Here is a 17,573-nt window from a genome sequence, read left to right on the forward strand (position 1 = left end):
GTCAGTCCTCCTCGTTACCGGGCCGCCTGCGTACGACCAGCGCGTCCAGGGCCTCGATCTCGCCGCCGGCCACCCGCAGCGGGTTGACCTCCAGCGACTCCAGGTCCGGCCCGAGCGCCTCGGCGAGGCGGCCGACGGCCGCGATCACCTCGGCGAGCCGGTCCAGGTCGGCGGCGGGCCGGCCGCGGACGCCGCGCAGCACGGCCGCGCCGCGCAGGCCGTCCAGCATCGACCGGGCGCGGGCGGGCGAGACCGGCAGCGGGGCCAGCGCGACGTCGTCGAGCACCTCGACCAGCACGCCGCCGAGCGCGACCGCGAGCATGAGCCCCCAGTCGGGGTCGCGGGTCACGCCGGCCAGCAGTTCGGTGGCGGCCGCGCGCATCGGCGAGACGAGCACGCCGTCGAGCCGGTGCCCCCGCCCCGCCTCGACGATCTCCTCGTACGCGGTGCCCGCCCGCTCGGCGGTGACGCCGAGCCGCACGCAGCCCAGGTCGGACTTGTGCGCGATGTCGACCGAGACGATCTTCATCGCGACCGGGGTGCCGAACTCCGCCGCCGCGTCCGCCGCCTCCTTCGCGGAGTGGACGTGCCGCGCCGGGACGACCGGCACGCCCGCCGCTTCGAGCAGGTTCCGCGCGTCCACCTCGGAGAACAGGTCGCCGTCCGGCAGCGCCACGGCGGGCGGCGGCACGGCCGCGGCCTCGTCCCGCCCGCGCCGCGCGGACCAGCGGGCGACGCGCGCGACGGCGTCCACGCCGAGCCGCAGCCCCGGGACGACGTGGGCGACCCCGCCGGCATCCAGCACGGACCGCGTCTGCGCGCCGATCGGCTGCGTCACCTGCGTCAGGTACAGGGCGGGTGCCTTGCTCTCGGCCATGCCCGCGCCGATCGCGTCCACGAACTTCTGGCCGTAGAACGGGGCGCCGTCCTCCCGCCACGGCAGGCTGTTGACGGCGACCACCACGCCGACGCCGGGATCGGCGCCGACCGCGGCGACCGACTCCCGCCACAGCTCCGGGTTCATGATCGCGGCGCCCGTGATGTCGAGCGGGTTGTGCGACGCCCCGTACGCCGGCATCACGGCGGCCAGCCGCTCGACCGTGGCCGGGGCCAGCTCGGGCAGTTCGGCGCCCGCGTCCTGGGCGAGGTCGGCGATGATGTCGCAGGCCCCGCCGGAGATCGAGACGACGCCGAGGCCGGGCCGTTCCAGCGGGCCGGTGTGCGCGGCGACGCCCGCCGTGACCAGCATGTCCTCGATCGTGTCGACCCGGATCACGCCGAGCCGCTCGAACACCGCGTCCACCACCCGGTCGTCGCCGACCAGCGCGCCGGTGTGCGAGGCGGCGGCGCGGGCGGCCAGCTCGCTGCGGCCCGCCTTGAGGATCACCAGCGCCTTGCCGGCCGCGGCGGCCCGGCGGGCGGCGCGCTCGAACACCCCGGGGTCGCGGATGCCCTCCATGAACACCGCGATCGCCTCGGTGCGGTCGTCGTCCACCAGGCAGTCGACCAGGTGCCCGACCGTCACCATCGCCTCGTTCCCGACGGTGATGACGTGCGAGAGGCCGACGCCGGCGAGCGCGGCGAAGTCCTTCATGGCGCCGCAGCTGGCGCCGCTCTGGGAGATGAGCGCGACGTTGCCGGGCACGGCCGGCGGGTCCGCGAGGGCCATCGCCGGCACGCCGGCAGCCACGTTCACGAAGCCGAGGACGTTCGGGCCCATGAGCACGATGCCGAGTTCCTCGGCGAGCGCGACCAGCTCGCGCTGCCGTGCCTTGCCCTCCTCCCCCGCCTCCGCGTAACCGGAGCTGAGCACCAGCACGCCGCGCGCGCCGGCGGCGGCCGCGTCCCGTACGGCGCCGGGCGCGGCGGCCGCCGGGACCATCACGAACGCCAGGTCGATCGGCCTTCCGACGGCCTCGCACGTCGGGTACGTCGGACGGCCGTGCACCTCGCCGTTGCGCCGGTTGACGAGGTACGTGCTCTCGCCGTGCCCGGCCGCGGTGAGGTTCCGGTGGACGAGCGCGGAGAACGTGGACTTGTCGCTGGCGCCGATGAGCGCGAACGAGCGCGGCTCCAGGAACGCCCTGAGCCGGTCGGGGGTGATCATTTGAAGGTCGGCTCCTCGTATTTCCCGGTGGCGAACGGCGACGGCCCGCCGGCGCCGGTCATGCCCGCGTCCACCGGCAGCACCACGCCGGTGACCAGGGCGGCCTCGTCGCTCGCGAGGTAGAGCGCGGCGGCGGCGACGTCGGCCGGGCGCAGCGGGCGGTCCATGTACTTGGTCCCGTCCAGCGCCGCCTCGGCGCCGGCGAGGTCGGCGGCACCGCCCGCGACCAGGCCGGCGGTCATCGCGGAGACGACGGCGCCCGGGACGATGACGTTGCTGCGGACGCCGTACCGCCGCAGCTCGGCCGCGACGGAGCCGGACAGGCCGACGATCCCGGCCTTCACCGCGCTGTAGACGTGCGGGCCCACCCCGCCGACGATCCCGGCGGGGCTGGAGGTGGAGATGATCGCGCCGCTCCGGCGCGGCTTCATCACCCGGGCGGCGTGCTTCATGCCGCACAGCACGCCGCGCAGGTTGACCGCGATCGTCAGGTCGGCGTCGGCCATGCGCGTCCGGTCCACGGGCCCGAGCGCGCCCATGATCCCGGCGTTGTTGAACATGACGTCGAGGGCGCCGTGCCGTTCGACGGCGCGGTCCGCCAGCGCGGCGACGTCCTCTTCCCGGGTGACGTCGGTACGGACGAACTCCGCGCCCTCGCCCAGCTCCTCCGCCAGCGCCCGGCCGGGCCCCTCCTGGAGGTCGGCGATCAGCACCCGGGCGCCCTCGGCGTGGAAGCGGCGGGCCGTGCCCGCGCCGATCCCGCTCGCGCCGCCGGTGATGGCGGCGACCTTGCCGGCCAGCCGGCCGCCGCGTTCAGCCGGTCGCAATGGACTTCGTCTCCAGGTAGGCGCGGAAGCCCTCGGGCCCCATCTCGCGGCCGACGCCCGACTCCTTGTAGCCGCCGAACGGCGTGCCGAACGCCTGCGGCCGCCCGTTCAGGCTGACCATGCCGGTACGGATCCGGCGGGCGATCGCGAGCGCGCGGTCCTCGGCGGCGCTCCAGACCGAGCCGGACAGGCCGTAGCGGGAGTCGTTGGCGATGCGGACGGCCTCCTCGTCGCCCTCGTACGCGATCACGGCCAGCACCGGGCCGAAGATCTCCTCCTGGGCGACGCGCATCGCGTTGTCGACGCCGGCGAGCAGGGTCGGCGGGACGAACCAGCCGCCGGCCAGCTCGGGCGGCAGGTCGAGGCGCTCGCCGCCGGTCACGACGCGGGCGCCCTCGGAGCGGCCGGTCGTGACGTACCCGGCGACGCGGTCGCGCTGCCGCTCGCTGACCATCGGGCCGATCCGGGTCTCGCGGTCGGCGGGGTCGCCGACCTTCTGGCCGCGCAGGGCGTCCGCCAGCGCGTCGACGATCTCGGCCTCGCGGTGCCGGGGCACCAGCACGCGGGTCTGGGCGATGCACGCCTGGCCGTTCACCATCAGCGCCATCGGCAGCAGTTTGGGGATCACTGCGTCGAGGTCGGCGTCGTCGCAGATGATCGCGGCCGACTTGCCGCCGAGCTCCAGCGTGACGCGGGCGATCCGGTCCGCCGCCACCGCCATGATCTTCTTGCCGGCGGCGCTGCTGCCGGTGAACGCGATCTTGTCGACCTCGGGGTGCGCGACCAGGTGGGCGCTGGCCTCCCGGCCGCCCGGGACGATGCTCAGCACGCCCTCGGGCAGCCCGGCCTCGGCGAGCGCGTCGGCCAGGGCGTACACGGTGAGCGGGGTCTCGGGCGGCGGCTTCAGCACGACCGAGCAGCCGGCGGCCAGCGCGGGCGCCGTCTTCAGCGTCGGGGTGCTCAGCGGACCGTTCCACGGCGTGACCGCCGCGACCACGCCCACCGGTTCCTGGGTGACGACGCTGGTGTTGGCGCCGTCGGTGCGCCGCTCGTCGTACGGGAAGTCCCGCGCCATGTCGGCGTAGTAGCGCAGGTGCCGGATCGGGTTGGGGACGTGCGCGGCCTCGCTGAACCAGATCGGGCAGCCCAGCTCGCCGGTGATGCTCCGCGCCAGCTCGGGCGCCCTCTTCTCCAGCAGGTCGGCGGCCTTGTGCAGCACCTCGGCCCGCCGCTCGGGCGCCGCGTCCGCCCACACCCCCGAGTCGAACGAGTCGCGCGCGGCGGCCACCGCGTCATCGACGTCGGCGGGCGACGCCAGCGCCGCGCTCCCCACGTACGCGCCGGTCGCGGGGTTGCGGACCGCGGCCCGTTCAGTGCCCTTGGAGGAGACCCAGCGGCCTCCCACGAACAGCTCCGGACGTTCGTTCATCGCCCCTCCCGCGTGTATCCAAGATCATGCATTTAATGATAATGAAACATAAGGTATTGGAATCGGGAGGGTCAAGGATGGCTACTGCGGGACGGATCGTCGTCGTGGGCGCGGGCCTCGCGGGCCTGCGCACCGTGGAACGGCTGCGGCGGCGCGGCCACGAGGGGCCGGTCACGCTCGCCGGAGCGGAGCCGCACCGGCCGTACGACCGGCCGCCGCTCTCCAAGGCGCTGCTCGCCGGGGACGGGACACCCGAACCCGTCCCGCTGCGCACCTCACCGTACGAAGACCTGGGCATCGACCTGCGGACCGGGGTCCGGGCCACCGCCCTGGACACCGCCGCGAAGCAGGTAGCGCTCGACGGCGGCGAGGCCCTCCCCTACGACCGGCTCGTGATCGCCACCGGGGTACGGCCGCGCACGATCCCGGCCATCGCCGGGCCGGGCGTCCACGTGCTCCGCACGTTCGAGGACTGCCTGGCCCTGCGCGCGGGCCTGCGCGCCGCGCGCCACGTCACGGTGATCGGCGGCGGCGTCCTCGGCTGCGAGATCGCCGCGGCGGCCCGCGCCCGGGGAGTGGAGGTCGCGCTGGTCGAGGCGCTGGACGCGCCGCTCGCCCGGGTCCTGGGCCCGCCCGCGGCCGCGGCGGTAGCGGACCTCCACCGCAGCAACGACGTACGGCTGCACTGCCCCGCCCGCGTCGAGAGCGCCGACAACGGGCGCGTCATGCTCTCCACAGGCGAGGCCATCGCCACGGACCTGATCGTCGTCGCGGTCGGCGCCGTACCCGACACCGCATGGCTGGAGGGCTCCGGCGTGCTCCTGGACGACGGCGTCGTCTGCGACCGTACGGGCCGCACGTCCGCGCCGGACGTCTTCGCGGTAGGCGACGTAGCCCGCATGCCGCACCCGTATCGCGAGAGGACGGTCCGCCTGGAGCACTGGACGAGCGCGGGCGACACCGCCGCGCTCGTCGCGGGCAACCTCCTGGCGCCCCCGGACGGGCAGAAGGAGCTGGCGGAGGTGCCGTACTTCTGGTCCGACCAGTACGGCGTGAAAATCCAGTGCCTCGGCCTGCCCGATCCCGCCGACGAGCTGACCGTCGCCGCCGGCTCCCCCGAGTCCGGGAGCTGGCTCGGCCTCTACTCCGACGCCGGCGGGCGGCTCACGGGCGCCGTCGCGTTCGGCATGCCCGCCGCCCTCGCCCGCACGCGGCGGCCGATCGCCGCCCGCGCCCCGCTGTCCGAGATGATGGAGCGATCTTGACTTCCTCCCCCGCCTAAGGGCGGGGGATTCCAGCGGTCGCCCGCTGGGGTTCCTGCTTCACCGACGACCGCCCCGCCCGGGAGGACTCCCGTTGAGGTCTTACACCGTCTCCACAGGCGGACGCCGCCAGCCCGGCGGCCCGAATGTTGCGTGCCGCGTTCACGTCGCGGTCATGCGCGGCGCCGCAGTCGCAGCGCCACTCCCTCACGTTGAGGGGCATCTTCGCCGCGATCGTTCCGCAGGTTCCGCACAGCTTCGAGGAGGGGAACCAGCGATCGATCACGACGAGTTCGCGCCCGTACCAGGCGCACTTGTACTCCAGCATGGAGCGCAGTTGCCTCCAGGCCGCGTCCGAGATGGCGCGCGCGAGATGGCCATTGTTCAGCAGGTTGCGGACGGTGAGGTCCTCGATCACGACCGTTTGGTTCTCACGGACGAGCCGAGTCGACAGCTTGTGCAGGAAGTCCCGGCGCCGGTCGGCGATCCGCGCATGGACCTTGGCGACACGGCGCCGGGCTTTCTCCCGGTTCGCCGAGCCCTTCGCCTTGCGCGCCAGCTCCTTCTGTGCCTTGGCGAGACGGTCGCGGTCGCGGCGCTCGTGCCGGGGGTTGGTGATCTTCTCCCCGGTCGACAGGGTCACCAGGGAGGTGATCCCGGCGTCGATGCCAACCGCGTTCGTCGTGGCCGGAGCCGGAGCGATGCGGTCATCGCACAGCATCGAGACGAACCAGCGCCCGGCACTGTCGCGGGACACCGTCACCGTCGTCGGTACCGCTCCCCGAGGGAGCGGACGCGACCAACGGATGTCAAGGGGGTCGGCCATCTTCGCCAACGTCAGCCGCCCGTCCCGGAGCTTGAAGCCGGAGCGGGTGTACTCGGCCGACTGCCGGGACTTCTTGCGGCTCTTGAACCGGGGGTACTTGGCGCGCTTGGCGAAGAAGTTCCCGAACGCCGTCTGAAGGTGGCGCAGCGCCTGCTGGAGTGGGACCGAGGACACCTCGTTCAGAAACGCGAGTTCCTCGGTCTTCTTCCACCTGGTAAGTGCGGCCGACGACTGCACGTAGGAGATCCGGCGCTGCTCGCCGTACCAGGCCCGGGTGCGCTCTTCGAGGGCTTTGTTGTAGACGAGGCGGACGCAGCCGAACATGCGCGACAGCTCGGCCGCCTGCTCGTCTGTGGGGTGGAAGCGGTACTTGAACGCCCGCTTGACCTGCCGCACCATGCCTCACAGCGTAACAGCCCCGGTGTGAGCGGCAGGGGTCGGCCAGTGGCCGCTGGACACCGGTCCGCCCTGGCGGCAGACCGGCTCTGCCTGCCCTGCTCCGCAGGAGTTTCGTTTCCTCCCCCGGCTGAAGCCGGGGGTATCCACGAAGGAGAGCCCCGATGAACACCGACCACGAGGACCTGCTCCGCGCGGTGGCGCGCCTGGAGGAGACGGAGGCCGCGCGCAACCACCTCCACACCTACGCCGCGACGCTCGACGCGCCGACGCCCGAGTCCGCGGCCGCGCTGTTCACCGAGGACGGCGTACTGCGCACCCGGCTCGGCGACTTCGCGGGCCGCGCCGCCATCGCCGCCTTCTACCGCGACCGGCTGGCGGCCGACCCGTCCGAGAAGCGGCACTTCATCGTCACGCCTCGCACGACCTGGCTGGCACCCGGCCTGGTGGAGATCGCGTCCTACTTCATCTTCACCGCCCGCGCCGACGCCCGCTCGGTGATCGGCTGGGGGAAGTACCTGGACCGGCTCCGGGTCGCGGACGGGACCGCACTGTTCGAGGAGAAGACGATCGAGATGCACGTGGGCACCGACCTCGCCGCCGGCTGGCCGCTCCCGTGACCGGCGCCGTCGTCGTCATCGACATGCAGAACGGCTTCTGCCACCCGTACGGCAGCGCCGCCAAGGTCGCGGGCCTGTCGATGCGGAACATGGACGAGGTCATCATCGAGCACGCGCGGCTGCTCGCCGCCGCCCGCGCCGCCGGCGTCCCGATCGTCTTCACCCGGTACGTGTGGCGCCGCAACCGCCTGGACGCCGACCCCGCGATGGCGGCGGTCTTCGGCCCGGAGGCGTTCACCGAGGGCACCTGGGACGCGGCGGTGATCTCCGAGCTGGAGATCACCGAGCGGGACACCGTCGTCGACAAGCGCCGCTTCGACGCGTTCCTGCACACCGACCTGGACCTGGTCCTGCGCGCCCTCGGCACCCGCCGACTACTGCTCACCGGGGTGGCGACCAACGGCTGCGTCGAGACGACGGCCCGCACCGCCGTCCAGCTCGGCTACAAGGTGTCGGTAGCCGAAGACGCGACAAGCGCCCCGAACGACCAGCACAAGGCGGGCCTGGCGTCGATAGCCCGCGGCTTCGGCCAAGTCGAACCATGGCGCACCGCCCTCGACCGCTGCCTCAAGGGTTGAGGACGGCGAAGACGACCTTCCCGCCCCGGTCGTCCAGGGGTCGGACGCCCCAGTAGCGAGTGAACTGCTCGACGACGAACAGCCCACGCCCGGACCCACTGGTCAGCGCCACGTCCACGATGCGTGGAATCTCGCTGCTGGAGTCCTGCACCTCCAGCCACAACGCCCCGTCACCCAGGAGCCCGAGCCGTACGGTCACCTCGTCATCATCAGTACTCGCGTACCGGATGGCGTTGGTGACGAGCTCACTGGCCACCAGACACGGGTTGTAGTCCTCCATTCCCCACCGCCCCAGCGTGAGCCGGATGAACCTGCGTACCTCGGCCACCGCTTCCAGTTGCCGCTTGATCACGATCTCGTGGTGTGTCGCCTCGCCCATGATCGCCCCTTTGCGCTCCGTGGTATTGCAACCACATTGAGTCACCTTTCGGGCTAGGATGTGCCTGCCGATCAGTTCTGGAAGCCAGAGGAAGATCACTGGTCGGGCTCGGAAAATGCCACCGAGAGGAAAACGCCATGCCCCCCAGGCGTCAGCGTCCCCGAGAGAACCCCGCCCTGATCGCGTTCGGCCGCCAGATGCGCCGACTACGCGACGCCAAGGGCGTCAAGCAAGAGGTCATCTCTCAGATCACCAATGTCAGCGGTCCGCAAGTCAGCAAGATCGAGACCGGCAAGAAGCGAGCCACTCGATCGTTTGTGGAGATCGTCGACGATCATCTCGACGGGGGCGGCTCCCTCATCAGCCTGTGGGAAGACCTCAACAAGGACGGCCACCCCGTACCCATCTGGTTCGACTGGCCCCAAGTCGAAGCGGATGCGGCTGTGCTGGTCTGCTGGGAACACTCGTTGGTTCCTGGCCTGGCTCAGACCCCGGCGTACGCGCTGGCCATCCTGCACGGCATCCAGGAGGCGGCAGACGCTCGACTCAAGCGTCAGTCCATCCTTACCAAGGACGACGGGACGGCTCCGCCGATGTTGGCGATCCTGTTCGATGAACAGGCGCTTTATCGACCCGTCGGCACAGCCGAGACCATGAAGGAGCAGTTGGAGCACCTCCTGGCAATGAGCCAGTTGCCCAACGTCACGGTTCAAGTAGTGTTGTCAAGTGGCGAGCATGACGGCAACACAGGCGCGTTCGTGGTCGCGACGATGGCGGACCGCAGTGAGATCGCTTATGTCGAGACAGCCATCCGAGCAATCACCACGGATGACCCTGCGGAGTTGTCCGCTCTAGGGCGAACCCTGATCGTTCTTCGTTCACGTGCTCTCTCCGAGCAGATGTCGTGTGAACTGATTAGAAAGGTGATCCAAGAGAAATGGACCTGACCGACGCCGAGTGGCGTAAGAGCAGCCGTAGTGCGTCCAACGGCGGCAACTGTGTGGAACTCGCCGGTGTACGCGGCGTGGTTGGCGTACGTGACAGCAAGGACCCGAACGGGCCCGTACTACTGGTGACCACCGCTGCCCTGCGCGCGGCGGTGCGCGCGGCGGCTCTCCCCGCCGCCTGACCCGTGGCCCGTCCCGGTTCCCTGTACCAACCCCGCCCCCTTGGCCGGGCCTGGCCTGGACTATCCCCCGGTCCGTGGGTTGGCTCGTGACGTGTCGGGCTCCAACGGGCCTGGTGAGGGGCCACAAGCCACGAGGCAACGCGTACTGGCGGCCAAGACCAGTGACCCCGGCACCGGCCGAAGGTGTACTGGAGCGATGGACCTGACCGGCGCCGACTGGCGCAAGAGCAGCTACAGCACATCCAACGGCGGCAACTGCGTCGAGCTGGCCGGCGCAGGTGGCGTGGTGGGCGTACGCGACAGCAAGGACCCGAACGGGCCCGTTCTGTTGGTGACCCGCGCTGCGCTGCGCGCGGCCGTGCGCGCGGCAATTCTCTCCACCGCCTGATGGCCGCGTTAGCGGAAGGCGGGGAGGACTTCGGTTCGGAAGGTTTCCAGGGTCTTGAGGACCTGGGCTTGGGGCAGGTCGTACCACTGGGCTCGCAGGATCACGTAGGTGAGGCCCTGGGCCTCTAGGGCCTTGAGGGCGGCTATCGCGCCGGGCGGGTCGGTGAAGAGGTACGAGGCGTCGGCGACCTCCTCGGCGGCGCGGTCGGTCTGGAGGTGGCGGTACGCCTCGCCCTTCTGCGGCGCGTTGTAGCGCGCGTATTCGCGGGTGAGGGCGCCGCGCGCCGCGACGCCGATCGCGCGGGCGCGGTCGCGGTCGGCGTCCAGGACCAGTTCGCGGCGGACGACCAGTTCGGACGGGCCGCGCCCGAGGCGGTCGCGCTCCTTCTGGTAGTGGCCGAGGACGACCTGGAGCTTCTCGGGCGTGACATGCGGCGGGACGATCCAGGCGTCGCCGAGGCGCGCGGCCCGCAGCGCGCCGGTGCGGTGCGGGCCCGCGCCGATCCAGACGGGCGGGCCGCCGGGCCGGACGGGCGGCAGGCTGATCCGCTGGTCGTCGATGCGGAAGTGCTCGCCCTCGAACGTGACCGGCTCGCCCGTCCACAGCTCGCGGACGAGCCGGACGCCCTCCTCGTACCGGCCGAGCCGGTCGGACATCGGGATGCCGAACGAGGCGAACTCGTTCTCCCGGTAGCCCATCCCGAACCCGGCGACCGCGCGGCCGCCGGTGAGGTGGTCGAGCGTCGCGAACTCCTCGGCCACCTCGACCGGATGCCGCAGCGGCAGGATGAACATGTTGGTGCCGAGCGCCATGTCCCCCGCGTCGGCGGCCAGCGCGGACAGCAGCGGGACCGGCTGGAGCGTCGGCATGCCGCCGAGGTAGTGCTGGAGCACCCAGACCGAGGAGATCCCGGCGTCGCGGGCCGCCCTGACCTGCTCGCGCAGCAGGGCGATCCGGTCGGCGGGGACGACGCCGGGCGGGAAGTCGTTCATCACGGCCAGCCCGAACTTCAACACCGGTTACCTCCAAGGATCGTGTGTACGGTCATTCGCGGGGCAGGCCCAGGGCGCGGGCGATGAGGCCGCGCTGGATGTCGTTGGTCCCGCCGCCGATGACGAACATGGGGGCCAGCCGCAGCGCGTGCTCGAACAGGCCGTCGCCGGCCGCGCCGGGCGCGCCCGGGCCGAGCGCCGCCGCCGGGCCGAGGATCTCCAGCACGCCGCGGCCGAAGTCCTCGGCCAGTTCGCCGCTGAGCACGGCGGCCATCGGTGCCGCGAGCCGGCCGGAGCGGTCGTTCATCGAACGGGTCGCGGCGAGCACCAGCGCACGGGCCGCCTGGAGCCGCGCCGCCAGCGAGGCCAGCCGCTCGCGCCTGGCGGAGCCGTCCGGGCCGAGGAGTCCGGCGGGGTCGGTGCGGAGGCGGTCGAGCAGGTCGGCGAGCTGGCGCAGCAGCGTCGCGGCCACCCCGCCCATGATCACCCGTTCGGCGGCCAGCGCGTCGGTGATCACCTTCCAGCCGCCGTCAACGGCGCCGACCCGCATGGTGTCGGGGATCCGGACGTCGTCGTAGAAGACGGTGCAGGAGATCTCCCCGGACAGCGCCACGTGCTCCTGGACCTGGATACCGGGCCTGTCCATCGGGACCAGGAAGATCGTGATGCCCGCGTGCCGGGGCCGCGCGTCGGGGTCGGTCCGTACGGCCAGCCAGACGTGGCTCGCGGTGTTGCCGCGCGTCGTCCACGACTTCTGCCCGTTGACGATCCAGTGGTCGCCGTCGCGTACGGCCCGCGTCCGGAGGGAGGCGAGGTCGGAGCCCGCCTCGGGCTCGCTGTAGCCGAGGCAGAACGCCATCCGGCCGTCCCGGATCAGCGGCAGGAACTCGGCCTTCTGCTCTGGCGTGCCGTGCAGGATGATCGAGTGGCCGAGCAGCATGGTGGCGCTCATGGCGCGGTCCACCGGGCCGCGCGCGTACTTCATCTCCTCGTTGAGGACGACCTGCTTCTCCACGCTCGCCGCGTGCCCGCCCTCGGACTCGGGCCAGGCCAGGCTGAAGAGGCGCCGCTCGGCCATCTCGGCGCGCAGGCCCTCGGTGTCGTGCCCGCCGCCGTCGCGCTCGTGCGCGGCCAGCAGCGCGCGCACCTCGCGGCGGAACTCCTCGGCGGCCGGGCCGAGGGTGAACGCGGGCAGGAACCGGCCGTCCTCGACCAGCGCGCGGGCGACGCCAGGACCGGCGGCGGCGCCGAGCCGGGCGGTGTCGGCGTGCACGCGGCGGAACAGCCATGCCGCCTCGTGCTCCTCGAAGTAGCCGATGGCGCCGAGCGTGTGCTGCGCGCCGAACATGACCGGGACGACGGTGTCGCGGACGAACCGGATCGCCAGCTCGGCGGCCAGCCCCGCCTCGGCGCCGCCTTCGAGGGCGTGCCCGACCGCGTCGGCGACGAGGGCCTCACCGGCGGCGACGTCGATCTGGCAGGCGGCGACCCGCTGCTGCACGGCCCCGAAGCCGCCGATCGCGCGGCCGAACTGGCGGCGCACCTTCGCGTGCTCGACCGCGAGGGCGTGCGCGCGGGCGGCGGCCGACAGCGCGCGGACCGCCAGGGCGAGCCGGTACTCGGTGAGCGCGGCGCCGGTGTCGCCCGCCAGCGTCTCCGCGCCGTCCGCCGTGGCGGTCACGCGGGACCACTCCGGTACGGCCAGCCCCGGCGCGGGCTCCGCGCGCTCGATCGGCAGCAGGCCGGCGGACGCGCTCCCGGGTACGAGCCGCAGCACGTGGGTCGCGTCGCGCGCCGCGTCGAGGTGCTCGAAGACGGTGGCGGCGGGGTCGTCCGTGATCGCGACGAGCGGCCGGATCTCGCCCGTGGCGATCCGCTCCCGGACCTCCGGGCCGGCCAGCCGGGACGCGGCGTAGGCGTCGGCGATCGGCAGCGGGCAGGCGCGGGCGCCCAGCTCGCGGACGGCGGCGGCGAGGTAGTCGAGCGCGCCCTCGCCGCCCAGCTCGTACCAGCCCTGGGCGGCGGCGTGCTTGGAGAGCGCGGCGAGGTCACCGGAGGGAGCGGCGGTGGCGTTCCCCCAGGCCGACTCCACGACGCCGGCGACGGACCTGGCGAACTCCCCGGCCTCCGCACTGAACTCGGTCGACAACGCGCACCCCTTTCATTGATTTCATTATCATAGATAGTACGAGCGGCCCCTGGCCGGCAAGACGTCGTCGCCGCCGTCGACCACCAGCCGCGTCCCGTTGATCCGGGCGGCGCCGGGGCCGGCGAGGAAGAGCGCCGCCCGCGCGACGTCGTCCGCGGTGGTGGGGACGCCGCTGGAGGAGGCCGCGGCCAGCCGCGCGTGCGCGGCGTCCAGGTCGTCCGGGTCGCCGGACGCGAGGCCCGCCGACAGGGCGCTGACCGTGCCGCCGGGCGCGACGCAGTTGATCCGCAGCCCGTACGGGCCGATCTCGACCGCGACCGACTCGACCAGGCCGAGGACCGCGTGCTTGGCCGCCGTGTAGGCGTGCGGCCCGAGACCGCCGCGCACGCTCGCCACGCTCCCCGTGCAGACGATCGCGCCGCTCCCGCGCGGGCGCATGGCCCGCACGGCGTGCTTGATCCCGAGGAACGCGCCGGTCAGCAGGAGTTCGAGCGTGCCGTCCCAGGCGTCGCGCCCGTGGTCCTCGATCCGGCCGGTCGCGCCCACGGCGCCGGCGTTGGCGAAGAACGCGTCGGGCGCGCCGGGTGCCTCGAAGTGCGCGAACGCGGCCTCGTAGTCCTCTTCCCGGGTGACGTCGAGGTGGACGTACGCGGCGGACGGCCCCAGCTCGGCGGCCAGCGCGGCACCGCGCCGGTCGTCGACGTCGCCGATGACCACGCTCCCGCCGGCGGCCGTCCAGCGGCGGGCGATCGCCGCGCCGATGCCGCTCGCGCCCCCGGTGACGAGGGCCGTCCGGCCCGTGAGATCGTCCTGCATGCCCGGCCTCCTGGTCCCCCGCCCTTGACGCGGGAATGCGGGAACAATAGCTTAATTTCATTATCACAGTTATCACAGGAGTGTCCGGCAGTGAGCATGCCCAGCGAAGCGACCACCCGGCCAGGCCCGCCGCCCCAGGAGCTCGACGTGCTCGTCGTCGGCGCCGGGTTCGCCGGCCTCTACGCGCTGCACCGGCTGCGCGGCGCGGGCCACCGCGTCCACGTCGTGGAGGCCGCCGGAGACGTGGGCGGCGTCTGGTACTGGAACCGCTACCCCGGCGCGCGCTGCGACATCGAGAGCGTCGACTACTGCTACTCGTTCTCCGGCGAGCTGGTCCAGGAGTGGGACTGGACGGAGCGCTACCCCGCCCAGCCGGAGATCCTGCGCTACATCAACCATGTGGCCGACCGCTTCGACCTGCGGCGCGACATCACGTTCGGCACCCGCGTCACGGCGCTCGCCTTCGACGAGGGCACCGACACCTGGACGGCCGAGACCGGGCACGGCGACCGGATCACCGCCCGGCACGTGATCATGGCGACCGGGCAGCTGTCGGTGGCGAAGCTGCCCGAGATCGACGGGATCGGCGACTTCGCGGGCGAGGTGCACCACACCGGCGACTGGCCGCACGGCGGCGTCGACTTCGCCGGGAAGCGGGCCGGCGTCATCGGCACCGGCTCGTCCGGCGTCCAGGTCATCCCGCGGATCGCCGAGCGCGCCGACCACCTGACCGTGTTCCAGCGGACGCCGCACTTCGTGGTCCCCGCGCGGAACCGGCCGCTGGACCCCGCGTACACCGCGGACCTCAAGACGCGCTTCGAGGAGTACCGCGAGCAGGCCCGCAACCACCCCGGCGGCACGCACCGCGTCCTGCACGAGCGGCTCGCGAACGAGACCCCCGCCGACCAGGTGACCGCGATCCTGGAGGACTACTGGAACCGGGGCGGCCCCGACATCCTGGCCTCGTTCAAGGACCTGGTCACCGACCTGGACGCCAACGAGAAGGCCGCCGAGTTCGTCCGCTCCAAGATCCGGGAGATCGTGCGCGACCCGGACGTGGCCGAGCGGCTCTGCCCGCGCGGCTACCCGTTCGGCAGCAAGCGGCTGGTCCTGGAGATCGGGTACTACGAGGCGTTCAACCGCGACAACGTGCGCCTGGTCGACACGCTCGCGGCGCCGATCGAGCGGATCGTCCCCGAGGGCGTGCGCACGGGCGACTGCGAGGTGCACGAGCTGGACGTGCTCGTCTTCGCGACCGGCTTCGACGCGCTGACCGGCGCCCTCCTCAAGATCGACATCCGCGGCCGGGACGGGCTGCGCCTGCGCGACAAGTGGTCCGCCGGCCCCCGCACCTACCTGGGCCTGTCCACCCACGGCTTTCCCAACATGTTCTTCATGGCCGGGCCGGGCAGCCCCTCGGTCATCAGCAACGTCGTCGTCTCCATCGAGCAGCACGTGGAATGGGTGGCCGACCACATCGAGCACCTGCGCGCGAGCGGCCTCACCCGTTCCGAGGCCGAGCCGGAGCACGAGGACGCCTGGGTCGAGCACGTCAACGAGGTCGCCGCCGCGACGCTCTACCCGATCGGCAACTCCTGGTACCTGGGCGCCAACGTCCCCGGCAAGCCGCGCGTGTTCATGCCCTACGTCGGCGGCGTCGGCCACTACCGGCAGGTGTGCGCCGAGGTGGCCGACGCCGGCTACAAGGGCTTCCGGCTCAGCTGATCGCGTGGGCGAGCGCGTACGCCTGCCGGGTGGCGAAGGTGATCCGCCGGGGGGCGTACGCGTCGCCGAGCACGTGCAGGCCGCCGGTGCCCGCCGCCTTCAGCTCCCGGTACAGGGCGTCGTCGGGGACGCCGCCGGCCGCGAGCACGACCGAGTCGAACCCGCTGATCTCGGCCGGCACGCCGGAGTAGATGTCGTGGGTCTCGATCCGGTCCGGCTCGATGCGCGCGACGCGGCTCCGCAGCGTGACCCGCGCCCCAGCGTTCGACAGCTTCTCCAGCGCGGCGCCGATCGTGTACTTGCCGACCAGCGGCGCCGGGCCGGGGGTCTGGTAGACGATCTCGACCCGGTGGCCGCGGTCGGCGAGGACGCCGGCGACGCTCAGCGGCTGCATGTGGTCCTCCAGCGCGATCACGACGACCCGCTCGCCGGGCGCGGCCCGGCCGGTCAGCACGTCGCGCGCCTCCAGAACGAACGGCTGCCCGGCGCCCGGGATCGCGGGCACCCGCGCGAGCGCGCCCGTCGCGACGGCGACCACGTCCGCGCCGAAGTCGCGGACGCTCGCCGCCGTCGCCTCGGTCGCGGTCTCGACGGCCACGCCGGCGCGCCGGAGCCGGCCCTCCTGCCAGGCCACGAAGTCCTCGTACGCGGCGTTCTCCGGTGCCCTGGCCGCGACGAGCAGCTGACCGCCGAGCCGGTCGCCGCGCTCCCGGAGCGTCACCGCGTGCCCGCGCTCGCCCAGCAGCCCGGCCAGCTCCATGCCCGCCGGCCCGCCGCCCACCACCAGCACCCGCTTCGGACGGCCGGTGCGCGCGGGGCGCCCGGCCGCCTCGTGCCCGGTGCGCGGCTCGGCGGCGCAGGCGAACTCGATCCTGTCGACCAGCCGCCGGTGGATGCAGTCGTTCGCGCCAACGCACGGCCGGATCTCCGCCCGCCGCCCGGACCGCGCCTTGGCCACCACCTCGGGATCGGCGATCAGCGCCCGCGCCATCCCGACCGCGTCGGCGTCGCCGGCTGCGACGACCCGCTCGCCCGCCTCCGGGGTCGTCACCCGGCCGGTGTAGACGACGGGGAGCCCGGCGGCCGCCCGGATCCGGCCCGCGAGCCCGCTCCAGTGCGCCTCGGGGTAGTGGTGCGGCTGGATGTAGCTCGGCGCGCCCCAGTTGTCGCCGACGACCACCGACAGGTAGTCGACCTTGCCGGTCGCGGCGAGCGCCCGCGCGATCTCCACGCCCTCGTCCAGCTCGTACCCGCCGGCGAGGTCCTGGTACGGGGCCAGCCGCGCCCCCACCACGAAGTCCGGGCCGGTCTCCGCCCGCACCGCGTCGACGATCTCCAGCAGGAACCGCATCCGCCCGGCGAGTTCGCCGCCGTACTCGTCCTCGCGGCGGTTGGACACCGGCGACAGGAACCATTCGATGAGGTCGTCGTGGTTGGCGTGCAGCTCGATCCCGTCCAGGCCAGCGGCCCGCGCCCGCTTCGCCGACGCCGCGTACTCCTCGACGAACCAGGCGATCTCCCCGCGGTCCAGCGCGTGCGACACCTTGTTGTCCACGTACGCGGTGGTCGCGGCGGACGGCCCGTGCGGCATGCCGCCCTGGTGGATGATCTGCGCGGTCGCGTACACGCCGTGCTCGTGCATGGCGTCCGCGAGCCGCGACACCCGCTCGTGGAACACCGGCAACCGGAACACGCCGGCGGTGACCGCACCGACGCCGGTCGGCTCGAACCCCGGGACGAGCGTGTTCTCCAGCGCGGCGCTGATCCCGCCCATCCAGGAGATGCCGCCGCGGGCGCGCTCGGTCCAGTACGCGATGTTGGCCGCGGCCTCGTCCTCGCCGCCCCACAGGTTGCCGATCGCGGAGGCGTGCGGTGTGGCCATCACGCGGTTCCGCAGCCGCATCGGGCCGATGTCGACCGGGCTGAGCAGGTGCTCGAAGGGTTCCACGG

The 17,573-nt window shown here is 73.0% G+C and carries 16 protein-coding genes; 7 read left to right on the plus strand and 9 right to left on the minus strand.

All coding sequences use genetic code 11. The features are described 5' to 3' along the window. Position 1: 1 nt before the first annotated feature. The 3 genes from AB0881_RS11610 to AB0881_RS11620 are packed head-to-tail and all read right to left on the minus strand — an operon-like array spanning position 2 to position 4,363. A complete protein-coding gene (locus AB0881_RS11610; protein WP_366616298.1) occupies positions 2 to 2,107 on the minus strand; it encodes an acetate--CoA ligase family protein in 2,106 nt (701 codons plus the stop codon). Further along, positions 2,104 to 2,934, minus strand: a complete 831-nt coding sequence (locus AB0881_RS11615; RefSeq protein WP_366616300.1) for an SDR family oxidoreductase — start codon at positions 2,932 to 2,934, stop codon at positions 2,104 to 2,106. Before AB0881_RS11615 ends, AB0881_RS11610 begins: the two co-directional genes overlap by 4 nt. After that, positions 2,921 to 4,363 carry an aldehyde dehydrogenase gene (locus AB0881_RS11620; RefSeq protein WP_366616301.1) on the minus strand — a complete coding sequence of 481 codons (1,443 nt, stop codon included), beginning with the start codon at positions 4,361 to 4,363 and terminating at the stop codon, positions 2,921 to 2,923. The genes AB0881_RS11615 and AB0881_RS11620 overlap by 14 nt, the downstream gene beginning before the upstream one ends. Before the next feature lie 77 nt (positions 4,364 to 4,440). Between AB0881_RS11620 and AB0881_RS11625 the strand changes: the two genes are divergently transcribed. Beyond that, positions 4,441 to 5,628, plus strand: coding sequence for an FAD-dependent oxidoreductase (locus AB0881_RS11625; protein WP_366616302.1), 1,188 nt, complete (start codon positions 4,441 to 4,443; stop codon positions 5,626 to 5,628). 13 nt (positions 5,629 to 5,641) lie between these two features. Here AB0881_RS11625 and AB0881_RS11630 read toward each other — a convergent pair whose 3' ends face one another. After that, entirely contained in the window at positions 5,642 to 6,850 is a 1,209-nt protein-coding gene (locus AB0881_RS11630) for an RNA-guided endonuclease TnpB family protein (protein ID WP_366616303.1), read from the minus strand. Positions 6,851 to 7,011: 161 nt separating this feature from the next. Here AB0881_RS11630 and AB0881_RS11635 point away from each other — a divergent pair, with 161 nt between their 5' ends. Together AB0881_RS11635 and AB0881_RS11640 are read left to right on the plus strand one after the other, a co-directional pair. Further along, a complete protein-coding gene (locus AB0881_RS11635; protein ID WP_366616305.1) occupies positions 7,012 to 7,467 on the plus strand; it encodes a nuclear transport factor 2 family protein in 456 nt (151 codons plus the stop codon). Then, positions 7,464 to 8,045 carry an isochorismatase family cysteine hydrolase gene (locus AB0881_RS11640; RefSeq protein ID WP_366616306.1) on the plus strand — a complete coding sequence of 194 codons (582 nt, stop codon included), beginning with the start codon at positions 7,464 to 7,466 and terminating at the stop codon, positions 8,043 to 8,045. The genes AB0881_RS11635 and AB0881_RS11640 overlap by 4 nt, the downstream gene beginning before the upstream one ends. Here AB0881_RS11640 and AB0881_RS11645 read toward each other — a convergent pair. Beyond that, positions 8,035 to 8,424, minus strand: coding sequence for an ATP-binding protein (locus AB0881_RS11645; RefSeq protein ID WP_366616307.1), 390 nt, complete (start codon positions 8,422 to 8,424; stop codon positions 8,035 to 8,037). The genes AB0881_RS11640 and AB0881_RS11645 overlap by 11 nt on opposite strands. A 137-nt stretch (positions 8,425 to 8,561) precedes the next feature. Between AB0881_RS11645 and AB0881_RS11650 the strand changes: the two genes are divergently transcribed. The 3 genes from AB0881_RS11650 (at position 8,562) to AB0881_RS11660 (ending at position 9,941) form a co-directional block, all read left to right on the plus strand. Continuing rightward, a complete protein-coding gene (locus AB0881_RS11650) occupies positions 8,562 to 9,371 on the plus strand; it encodes a helix-turn-helix transcriptional regulator (RefSeq protein WP_366616308.1) in 810 nt (269 codons plus the stop codon). Next, the gene (locus tag AB0881_RS11655) at positions 9,362 to 9,553 is read left to right on the plus strand and encodes a DUF397 domain-containing protein (RefSeq protein ID WP_366616310.1); all 192 of its coding nucleotides are present in this window, start codon (positions 9,362 to 9,364) and stop codon (positions 9,551 to 9,553) included. Before AB0881_RS11650 ends, AB0881_RS11655 begins: the two co-directional genes overlap by 10 nt. A 196-nt stretch (positions 9,554 to 9,749) precedes the next feature. After that, complete coding sequence (locus AB0881_RS11660) at positions 9,750 to 9,941, plus strand: DUF397 domain-containing protein (protein WP_366616312.1); 192 nt, start codon at positions 9,750 to 9,752, stop codon at positions 9,939 to 9,941. A gap of 8 nt (positions 9,942 to 9,949) precedes the next feature. Here the strand turns inward: AB0881_RS11660 and AB0881_RS11665 are convergent, their stop codons facing one another. From AB0881_RS11665 to AB0881_RS11675, 3 genes are read right to left on the minus strand one after another with little or no spacing between them, the layout of a single operon-like run. Next, positions 9,950 to 10,957, minus strand: a complete 1,008-nt coding sequence (locus AB0881_RS11665; protein ID WP_366616313.1) for an LLM class flavin-dependent oxidoreductase — start codon at positions 10,955 to 10,957, stop codon at positions 9,950 to 9,952. 28 nt (positions 10,958 to 10,985) lie between these two features. Further along, on the minus strand, positions 10,986 to 13,082 hold the full coding sequence (locus tag AB0881_RS11670) for an acyl-CoA dehydrogenase family protein (RefSeq protein ID WP_366616314.1): 2,097 nt from the start codon (positions 13,080 to 13,082) through the stop codon (positions 10,986 to 10,988). Between the two features lie 27 nt (positions 13,083 to 13,109). Beyond that, positions 13,110 to 13,898: an SDR family oxidoreductase gene (locus tag AB0881_RS11675; protein ID WP_366616316.1), complete on the minus strand. Its 789-nt coding sequence runs from the start codon at positions 13,896 to 13,898 to the stop codon at positions 13,110 to 13,112. A gap of 96 nt (positions 13,899 to 13,994) precedes the next feature. On the opposite strand from AB0881_RS11675, the gene AB0881_RS11680 reads away from it, so the two are divergent. Then, positions 13,995 to 15,623: an NAD(P)/FAD-dependent oxidoreductase gene (locus tag AB0881_RS11680; protein WP_366616318.1), complete on the plus strand. Its 1,629-nt coding sequence runs from the start codon at positions 13,995 to 13,997 to the stop codon at positions 15,621 to 15,623. On the opposite strand, the gene AB0881_RS11685 is transcribed toward AB0881_RS11680, so the two are convergent. Continuing rightward, on the minus strand, positions 15,616 to 17,571 hold the full coding sequence (locus AB0881_RS11685) for an FAD-dependent oxidoreductase (protein ID WP_366616319.1): 1,956 nt from the start codon (positions 17,569 to 17,571) through the stop codon (positions 15,616 to 15,618). The genes AB0881_RS11680 and AB0881_RS11685 overlap by 8 nt on opposite strands. Positions 17,572 to 17,573: the final 2 nt, after the last annotated feature.

The organism is Spirillospora sp. NPDC029432, assembly GCF_040703975.1.
In the GTDB taxonomy this organism is placed as follows: Bacteria; Actinomycetota; Actinomycetes; order Streptosporangiales; family Streptosporangiaceae; genus Spirillospora.